This is a genomic window from Pedobacter sp. GSP4, from assembly GCF_051857575.1.
Taxonomy (GTDB): Bacteria; Bacteroidota; Bacteroidia; order Sphingobacteriales; family Sphingobacteriaceae; genus Pedobacter.
Map to the genome: position 1 here is coordinate 458583 of NZ_JBPZIR010000005.1, position 7949 is coordinate 466531.

At 40.7% G+C, this 7949-nt stretch carries 9 protein-coding genes; 3 read left to right on the forward strand and 6 right to left on the reverse strand.

What is annotated here, in order from left to right; translation table 11 throughout:
* Nucleotides 1-9: 9 nt before the first annotated feature.
* The 4 genes from ACS5PU_RS16075 to ACS5PU_RS16090 form a co-directional block, all read right to left on the reverse strand.
* The gene (locus tag ACS5PU_RS16075; protein ID WP_439460174.1) at nt 10-399 is read right to left on the reverse strand and encodes a hypothetical protein; all 390 of its coding nucleotides are present in this window, start codon (nt 397-399) and stop codon (nt 10-12) included.
* A 143-nt stretch (nt 400-542) separates the two neighbouring features.
* Nucleotides 543-1346, reverse strand: a complete 804-nt coding sequence (locus tag ACS5PU_RS16080; protein WP_439460175.1) for a TPM domain-containing protein — start codon at nt 1344-1346, stop codon at nt 543-545.
* A 38-nt stretch (nt 1347-1384) separates the two neighbouring features.
* Nucleotides 1385-1828 carry a TPM domain-containing protein gene (locus ACS5PU_RS16085; protein ID WP_439460176.1) on the reverse strand — a complete coding sequence of 148 codons (444 nt, stop codon included), beginning with the start codon at nt 1826-1828 and terminating at the stop codon, nt 1385-1387.
* Between the two features lie 81 nt (nt 1829-1909).
* A complete protein-coding gene (locus ACS5PU_RS16090) occupies nt 1910-2491 on the reverse strand; it encodes a LemA family protein (protein ID WP_439460177.1) in 582 nt (193 codons plus the stop codon).
* A 461-nt stretch (nt 2492-2952) separates the two neighbouring features.
* Between ACS5PU_RS16090 and ACS5PU_RS16095 the strand changes: the two genes are divergently transcribed.
* Genes ACS5PU_RS16095 through ACS5PU_RS16105 form a run of 3 tightly spaced genes read left to right on the forward strand, consistent with a single transcriptional unit; the run spans nt 2953 to nt 5366 of the window.
* Nucleotides 2953-4494 (forward strand): NAD(P)/FAD-dependent oxidoreductase, encoded by a 1542-nt coding sequence (locus ACS5PU_RS16095; protein ID WP_439460178.1) that lies wholly within the window; start codon nt 2953-2955, stop codon nt 4492-4494.
* A gap of 33 nt (nt 4495-4527) precedes the next feature.
* Nucleotides 4528-4995: a DinB family protein gene (locus tag ACS5PU_RS16100; protein ID WP_439460179.1), complete on the forward strand. Its 468-nt coding sequence runs from the start codon at nt 4528-4530 to the stop codon at nt 4993-4995.
* Nucleotides 4996-5006: 11 nt separating this feature from the next.
* Nucleotides 5007-5366, forward strand: a complete 360-nt coding sequence (locus ACS5PU_RS16105; protein ID WP_439460180.1) for a CoA-binding protein — start codon at nt 5007-5009, stop codon at nt 5364-5366.
* On the opposite strand, the gene ACS5PU_RS16110 is transcribed toward ACS5PU_RS16105, so the two are convergent.
* Both ACS5PU_RS16110 and ACS5PU_RS16115 read right to left on the reverse strand, forming a co-directional pair.
* Nucleotides 5363-6472 (reverse strand): acyloxyacyl hydrolase, encoded by a 1110-nt coding sequence (locus ACS5PU_RS16110; RefSeq protein ID WP_439460181.1) that lies wholly within the window; start codon nt 6470-6472, stop codon nt 5363-5365. The genes ACS5PU_RS16105 and ACS5PU_RS16110 overlap by 4 nt on opposite strands.
* A gap of 10 nt (nt 6473-6482) precedes the next feature.
* On the reverse strand, nt 6483-7439 hold the full coding sequence (locus ACS5PU_RS16115) for a lipid A deacylase LpxR family protein (protein ID WP_439460182.1): 957 nt from the start codon (nt 7437-7439) through the stop codon (nt 6483-6485).
* Nucleotides 7440-7949 lie beyond the last annotated feature (510 nt).

Below are 7949 nucleotides of genomic sequence, written 5' to 3' on the forward strand. Positions count from 1 at the left end.
GTTTGGCGCTTAGCGTAGGTATTGTTGTATGGTTTCCTGGCGGTGCAAGTTAACCAAATGTACAATTTTGTGCTTATCGGATAGATATTGGTAAAGCAAATTAAGTTTTGGCGCTATGGTTTGATTTCTTTCCGGGCTTAAGCCCAGTTCATAATAAAGGAACTCGCTCAGCGAATCGAGTTTTTCTGGCGGCAGACCGGCACTTTGTAACCACTTTTCGAAGAGGGCCAGATCGCTCTGCTCCAATATTTCTTTGGGCAGTCCAAAGCCATCTGCAATGGTTTCATTAAAAAGGCTGTTTGCATCTTCCAGTTTTCCTTCTAACTTAAGCCCCATAATGCGGGCAAGAACCTGTGCAAGCTTTTGTATTTCTGCTGTTAATAAATCTCTTCGGTACATTTGGGTTGTAGTATTTAAATTGTTGCAAGGTTGGAATGTTTTTGTAACGTTCAAAAACGAAAACTATTCCAACCTATGAACTATGAACTATGAACTATGAACTATGAACTATGAACTATGAACTATGAACTATGAACCATAAATTACCAGCTTCCGCTCGAGCCTCCACCACCAAAACTTCCACCACCGAAGCCACCAAATCCACCACCGCCTCCGCCAGAAGAACCACCTCCCCAGCCAGAAGAGCCACTGCCCCAGCCGCCGCTGTTACGGCCTCCGCCGCCGCCACTGCCGAAAAGCATGGCCCAAAACAAAGCATTAGAAGCACCACGGCCACCTATTACTTCACTGCCGCCGCCACCACCTTTTATCATAATGATGATGATTACAATGATGATGATAATGATGACAATAATACTGCCTACGCCACCACTGCCTCCTTTGGAAGAAACCCGGGGCTGGTCGTTTTTATATTCGCCCCTTGTATATTTGATGATAGAAGTAGTACCTGCATCTAAACCGGCGTAATAATCTCCGGCTTTAAAATTAGGTTTAATGTCGTTTTCAATAATCCGCTTTGCATATACATCGGGTAAGGCACCTTCCAAACCATAGCCCGTTTGGATAGAGATTTTTCTATCTCCAACGGCTACAACTATCATAATACCATTGTTCTTACCGTTCTGGCCAACACCCCATTTTCTGCCGAGCGCTACGGCATACTCATTGATGTCGTAATCGCCTACCGATTTTAGTATGGCTATCGCAATTTGTGTAGAGGAAGAATCGTTAAATGTTACCAGCTTACTTTCGAGTGCCTGTTTCTGATCGGCAGATAGCACTCCCGAATAGTCGTTAACCAAGGTAGTTGGTTTTTCAGGAAAATCCTGGGCAAAAGCAAAAGTAAATAATAAGCTAAGTAGTGATAAAAGGAATATTTTTTTCATCCGTGTAAATTTATTTTCAGCGGTGATGGTTTCATCACTTATTTATTTTCTTGGTTATCCATAAAAACGATATCGTTCGGCAGTTCATTAATATCACCTTTTTGTGGTGGAAAAAACAACGCCAGTTTTTCTCCGGCCAGTGCCACACCGGCAATTATACCATCAGCTAAATTGCCCTTGGCAAAATGTGCAGTCATGGCAATTTTGGTCGTTTCCCAAAAGTTTTCGGGCACTACCCGGTTAATGCCTGCATCGCCGATAATGGCAAATTTATGATCGGCATGTGCCAGATAGATCAGTACTCCGTTTCTTCTGGCTGTTTTATCCATATCCAATTTTGAAAAATATTCAATAGCTTTTTCGTATGGATCAGCCTCACAGTGTTTATCAATAGCAATCCTGATTTCTCCTGATGTAGCTGTTTCTGCATCAGCAATGGCATTGGCTATTTTTTCTTGTTCTATATCCGAAAATAACGACATGTTATATTTTTTATGAAGTAAAAAGGGTAATAAAATGCTTATTGTAAACACTTATTACCCTTAAATGTTATGGTTAAATGGTTAAAATTCTACTTTGGGCGCATCTTTTGCAGCAGCATCTGCCTCAAAATAACCTTTAGGCTTAAAGCCAAACATACCAGCCGTTAAATTGGTAGGGAACGACCTGATTTTTCCATTATATTCCTGTACTGCATCGTTAAAATCTTTACGCGCAACGGTAATCCTATTTTCGGTGCTCTCCAACTGTGCAGATAAATCGCTGAACTGTTGTGTTGCCCTCAACTCTGGGTAATTCTCGGTAATAGACAATAATTTTCCCAATGCCTGAGATAACTGGCCTTGTGCAGCCTGGTATTTCTGGATGTTTTCTGGTGTCAGTTCATCAGCTTTAACCGTCATCTGTGTTGCCTTTGCTCGGGCTTCGGTTACAGCTGTTAAGGTTCCCTGTTCAAATTTTGCTGCACCTTTTACAGTTGCAACCAGGTTAGGAATTAAATCTGCCCTTCTTTGGTATTGGGTTTGTACGGTTCCCCATTTCGATTTTACATTCTCATCAAGTTTAACCATGCTGTTATAACCGCACGAACTTAAAGTGCTTACTGCAATAACTGCAGCTAAAATTCCAAATATTAATCTTTTCATTTTTATGGTTTTTGTCTTTTTAAACAAAATTGAATTAGGTCAATTTACGAATTAGATATCAAATTGCATGCCTTTGTTACAGTTTGAATTATTATCTGACAGGTTGACAAACTGTTTAGAGGTCACGACCGTTAAAAAACGGCTTTTGTTTAGCATCTTACTGAGCATGCATGAAGAAGTTCTTTTTTGTTTTGAAGCGCAAAGCCATTCGCTTTTTTTAAGGACTGTTTCCGCCCGCTGCAATCGGGGCTTGTTACTTTGTCCTGTGGCAAAGAAAACTGACTAATAGTAGAAAAATAACCCAATTAAAATCCGCCACTTCCAATGAAATACTGCAATTGCTTTTCAAAAAAATAATAGCATTAATTAATCTGTTGAAGTTTTTATTCATATACTGAAATCATCAAATATGCTATCAGATCCTTATCTTTGTAGCGTTCGGGATAAAAACCCGACAGGTTATGCAAAAAGACATCGAAATTACGCTGCTCCCGCATCAGGTTGAGCAAGCTGAGGTTATCACACAAAAACTGGCAGAAGGTTTGAAACTTTCTGAAACGCGCATCAAGGGCTATGAGATTTTGAAAAGATCGATCGATGCCCGTTCGAGGAAAGTGATTTTCCGTTTACAGGTTAAAGCTTTTGTAGATGAAGAAGCCATTCCCGAAGTTTATCATATCAACTACCCCAATGTAAAGGAAGCCAAGCCGGTAATTATTATCGGGGCTGGTCCGGCAGGTTTGTTTGCAGCCTTACAATGTATCGAAAATGGGCTAAAACCCATCATCGTAGAGCGGGGCAAAGATGTTAAACAGCGCCGTAGAGACTTGGCCGCCATTAACAAACAGGGTGTTGTAAATACAGAATCTAATTATTGTTATGGAGAGGGTGGGGCCGGTACTTACTCTGACGGCAAATTATATACCCGTTCCAATAAACGTGGCGACATTAATAAAGTACTTCAGGTTTTTGTAAACCATGGGGCAGAGCCCGATATTGCGATTGATGCCCGTCCACATATTGGCACCAATAAGCTTCCGCATATTATCACGGCCATAAAGGAAACTATTTTGAATGCCGGTGGAGAAGTGATGTTCGATAGCCAGATGACCGATATCTTAATTGAATTTGGAAAAGTTAAAGGCATTGAAATCAATTTTGGAGATAAGCTTTTTGCCGATCACGTTATCCTGGCAACAGGGCATTCTGCCAGAGATGTGTACGAATTGTTGAACAGTAAGAATATCCTTATCGAGGCAAAACCTTTTGCTTTGGGGGTAAGGATTGAACATCCGCAGGAAATTATCGATTCGGCCCAGTACCATTGCGATATACGCTCGGAGTTTTTGCCGCCCGCTTATTATAGCTTGGTAGAACAGGTTGGATCGAGAGGTGTATTTTCTTTTTGTATGTGCCCCGGAGGTATTATTGCCCCATGTGCCACAGGTGAAAACGAAATCGTGGTAAACGGTTGGTCGCCATCTAAACGGAACAATCCTTACGCAAACTCGGGTACCGTAGTGCAGGTTACCTTAAATGATGTTCAAGGTTACGATCCGCTCAGGATGTTGAATTTTCAATCTGAAATAGAAAAAATTGCTTTCGAGGCAGGCGGAGGTAATTTAGTTGCACCGGCACAGCGGATGGTAGATTTTGTAAACAACAAATTATCTATCGATCTGCCTAAAAATTCTTATCTGCCCGGAACAAAAAGTGCAATGCTGGATAATATTCTACCAAATTTTGTTTCAGATAGTTTACGTGCCGCGCTCCCTTTATTCGGAAAAAAAATTAAAGGTTACTATACAAATGAAGCCATATTGGTGGGTGTAGAAAGTAGAACTTCATCGCCTGTGCGTATCCCTAGGGATAAAGAAACTTATCAGCATCCGCAGATAAAAGGCCTTTACCCATGTGCGGAAGGAGCTGGTTATGCTGGCGGAATTGTATCTGCAGCAATTGATGGCATTAACTGTGCCGATGCAATATTGAAGACCTTATAACAAACTTTATATGGCTACAGTTGTTGTTTGAGTATGTTTAGCATTACGAACGAAATCAAAAAAGCATTTAATGGTGATGCCTGGCACGGCAACCATGTTATGCAAACGCTCAATAACGTTAACCCGCAAAGTGCATTTAGCCATTTTATCCCCGGCGCGCATTCTATTGCCGAAATTGCCATGCACTTAACCGCGTGGACAGAAGAGGTTACTTCTAGGCTAACCGGTAAACCGGCCGGCGAACCTGTGATGGGCGATTGGCCAGTGCCCGAAAATAAAACACCCCAAAGCTGGGAACGCATCATCTTTAATTTTAAAGTGGCAAATGAAGAACTGATCCGCACCTGCGAAGCAGTAAAAAACAACCAATGGGATGATGAAGTGAAAGATGAACGTAATCCTGCTTTAGGGACGGGCGTAACCAATGCCGAGCTTTTAAGCGGCCTGGCGCAGCACCACGCTTACCATTCTGGACAAATTGCTTTGCTTTCCAAATTCTAAACCGAAAAGAAATGAAGAAAACACTGATTATAGGCGCATCGCCAGATCCAAATAGATACGCTTACAAAGCAGCCCACATGCTTAAGCGCTTTAACCACGATATTGTTAATGTTGGCATTAAAAAGGGAGAAGTGGCTGGAGTTGAAATTGAAAGGCCAGGCGAAATTTATTCCGATATTGATACCGTTACCTTATATATCGGTCCTCCTTTGCAGGCGCAGTACCACGATTATATATTGGAAACAAAACCGAAGCGCGTAATCTTCAATCCGGGAACAGAAAATTACGAGCTCGAAAAGTTATTGGATCAGCACGGTATTGAACCTGTTGAGGCCTGTACATTGGTTTTATTAAGTACCGGTCAATACTAAAATTTATAAACTACGCCCCAGTTTACATAATCGGCCTGTGCAAAATGCATATAGGTTTTGGCCTGTAAGCCAATGTGGGGCGTAACGTTAAATGTTGGGCCAAATGTCCAGTACCAGGTTGCTTTTTCCATTAACCGGTTATAATGGATATATTTCCCAATCTGAGCAGCAACTGTTACCCGCCATAAATTAATGTCGGCACCTATACTAATGCCTGTACGCCACCTATCATAGGAGGTACCGTAGTTCTGAAAAGTATCGCCATAATTATTCGGATCGAAAACACTGTAATAATACACCGCATCTGCGCCGGCTTTGAGCGACATTACATCGTTCAGGTAAAAGTTATAGCCTGCATATAAACCACTTTTATATAAACTTTTTGTTCTTTTTCCAAATACCCCTCTGGCACCTAAGCCTGCACTAAGCTCGATAGAATTGCGCTGTAAAGTAGTATAAGGGCTTTTCCTTTCGGCAGTTAACGTTTTCTGGTTATTTAAGCGCAAGCCTACGTAAACATTCCCGGTATTTAAACCGCCGTTTGGAACAGTTGCCCCTCCGTTTGATACATGTAAGAAACCAAGCCCGAACATTAGGTCGGTATATTTACCCACCGGAAGCTCCATGCCTAAATCAGCTTTTATGGTTTCATTAAGCGGACTGCCTAAAAACCTGTTCTTGGTATTGTTGTAGTAGTACTTATTGGTAAGGCCTAAACCAACCCCTGGGGTAAAATTAAACTTGGCTTTACCAATTTTGAACAATTGGAAATCCATTTGTGCCACTAAACCATATACTTGTCCAAAGGCGTGTGCCGAGGTATCTTTTGTTCCTTTAAGTTTGCTTAAATCCCTAAAAATAAAACCGATCCCATATGATTTTGCACCGCTAAATCCAATCCATTTATCGCTGTTCTGACTGATATCCTTAAAATATGCCGCATCAAAACCTGTAATCTGATCTTGGAATAAATGGCCCTGATCATTATTTACATGAGTGCCAAAAATAGGCTTAATAATAATGGAGTGGTTTTCTGGCGCTATCTGAGCACTCGCAGATGCGATACCAGCTGTAAAGAGTATAAAAAAAAGTAGTTGTTTTTTCATCAGGATATCATTAGTTTTTGCCAAAGCGGTAAGCAAGGCTGTAAAAAGCATAGCGGTAGCCGGCAGCACTGTATTTAACTTCGTTGGAAGTAAAAGTGGCGGCGTAATTGGCTGTCCAACGTGCAATGGCGAAGGTTAAGCCCACCTGGGTGGTAAAAACAATCGGTTTAGGTTTAAAAGTTACCGGCCCCTTATCATTCAGAAATAAACCTCCCTGTAAACTCGAATCGAATGCAATAGCATGTAATTGCGGACTTACCGAAAGAAATAATTCGTATTTGCGTTGTGCCTTATGTATATGGTTATTGCTTACTAAACTGTTAAAGGCCGAAGAAAGATCCATATCATTAAACCTGCCCAGTCTAATTAAAGCACCAAGATTTGCTTTTGTAATCACATTACCTACAGCTGCAGAAGTTGTTCCGGTAATATCGAATACCTTATTATTGGTAGTAATAAGAAGTTTATTGTATTCTGCACCTAAATTTAAGGTTGGTTCGCTGTTTAAGCCATATTCCCATCCTTCAATCTGGTTCTGGCCAACTAGTTTATGAAATGCCTTTTGAAATTCTTCGCCCAAGGCATCTTTTCCGGTTATTCCGAGCTGGGCACTCACCTTCAGCATTTGTTTGTTTTGGTAAAACCGGCTATAATTTGCTTCGCCATACAAATATGCTGTAAAAGGGCGATCGTGTTGAGCCGGATTTGGAACAAAGCTATAATACGGGTTATATATTTTCTGGCCCAGTTCAAAGCCAATAATCTCTTTGCTTCTGCCCGGCTTTAAATTTTCGCCATTTAAAGCATGCCTATATTTAATAAAAGCACCATTGGTATAATATCGGTCGCTCGTAATATCGATATAAGCATCATTTTCAGAAATAACCACCAGCTCGTTTTTATAATTTTGTGCGTAGCTTATTTCAGCCAAGCCAATAAACAATAATGAAAGGTATATTTTGAGCATCAATTTCATTTAATAAGGACAGTTTTAATATGGCCGTAAAAGTATTAATTATTGTTTATACTTCCGATTAGGTCTCCGATTTTCAAGCGGTAAACAGTTTGTCAAATTTCAGAAGTTTAAAATATGTGTTTCTTTTTTCAGAAAAGCAGTTTCGGTGCTACTATTAAGGTATACTCCTGCTGGCAAACCTATCAGGTTTTTAAACGGCTTAGCGCTCAAGGGGGGCAATTAAAAGAAAAACAATATAATACGAACTAAACCTGATAGGTTTAAAAAGCCCCTAAACACCCATTACGGCAAAAAGTTTTGGCAGGGACGAAACTTTTTCCAGCTGAAAACCATGTGTTTACGTAAAATCGCCTTTCCAAAAGGAAATATCCTTTGCAGGGGCAGATAATTTTTCTACCTTTGCATCCCGCTTCGGAGGAAACGGTTGAGTTGAAAAGGTGGTCTGTTGATAAGGGAGCGGCATTTATTTTAAAATAATGTTTGCGGGAGAGAAAAAGATTG